Raw genomic sequence first — 1,014 nt, 5'->3', positions numbered from 1 at the left:
CTCCACTGCACCAGCGAAAAACCGCCCTCAGAGAGATCGACAGGGTCGGTCACAGCTCCGGCTTTTTGAGGCTCGGCGACAAGGGTGATCAGATGCTCGCGGTGGCGATAGACCAGTGCCGGCACCGCCCGGCCGCCGATGACCTCGACCCTGCCACCGATGAGTGCAAATCCGTCCTTGGCCATGTCCGGCGCCGGCGGCGAAAGACCGAGCCTTGCGTCGAGCCAGGGCTTCACCGTGTGTCGGTCCGACGAGACGATATCCACCGGGCTCATCGCCAACAGGCTGCGCTGGTGGCCGCTGGCTACCCCTGCGGCAAAGCCATCGGCTACGCCAGGCTGGATCGCCCATTGCGTTGCACCGCTGGCCAGCACCGCGCTGAGCATGATAGACGCCGCCATGGCGCGCCAATCGAATGAGCCGAAGTTGCGCGCCGACCACCCCGTTCGATTTGCCTTCGCTGGTGCCGTCGGCGATTTGGGGCGCAGTACCTCGACATTGCCGGCAGCAGCCATGGCTGCGATGCGCGCGCTGAAGGCGTCGCTGACTTGCGGCTTCGGAAGTCCGGCCACAGCCCCTTGCAAGGCCATGACGCGGGCATGTTCGGCCGCCAGCTTGGGGTCGGCGGCTATGCGCCGCTCAACGGCTATGGCCGCGGCGGCGTCAAGCTCGCCATCGACCAGCGCGTGCAGCATCAGGTTCATGCCTGCGGCATCCTCGGGCAATCCGTCGTTGTGCGCGCTCATTGCGCCCTCCCAAGGCCAGAGATCAGCAGGCCACGCGCCCGCGCCAGCCGTGACATCACCGTACCCATCGGCACGCCTAGCATGGCCGCGATATCGCGGTAGGCGAGGCCATTGATGTCGCGCAGCACGAGGGTTTCGCGAAACGGCTGCGGCAGGGCGGCGATCGCGGCTTCGAGTGCTACGGTATCTGCCTTGGCGATCAGGGTCGCCTCCGGGCTCTCGCTGTCGGGTGGATCGGCTGCGTGAGCGGAGCTCACCTCGTCGAGAT

Annotated in this window: 2 protein-coding genes; both read right to left on the bottom strand. The window is 66.8% G+C overall.

What is annotated here, in order from left to right; translation table 11 throughout:
* On the bottom strand, positions 1–746 hold a 746-nt coding region (locus tag EOA22_RS31020), incomplete at its 3' end, for an anti-sigma factor (RefSeq protein ID WP_164756084.1).
* Positions 743–1,014, bottom strand: a 272-nt coding sequence (locus EOA22_RS39195; RefSeq protein ID WP_281040804.1) for a sigma factor-like helix-turn-helix DNA-binding protein, incomplete at its 5' end; no start/stop codon positions are given. The genes EOA22_RS31020 and EOA22_RS39195, both read right to left, overlap by 4 nt.

The sequence above is a fragment of the Mesorhizobium sp. M7A.F.Ca.US.014.04.1.1 genome, from assembly GCF_003998745.1.
Lineage (GTDB): Bacteria > Pseudomonadota > Alphaproteobacteria > Rhizobiales > Rhizobiaceae > Mesorhizobium > Mesorhizobium ciceri.
The sequence above is the reverse complement of the archived record's forward strand: the minus strand, read 5'-3'. Positions and strand labels throughout refer to the sequence as shown.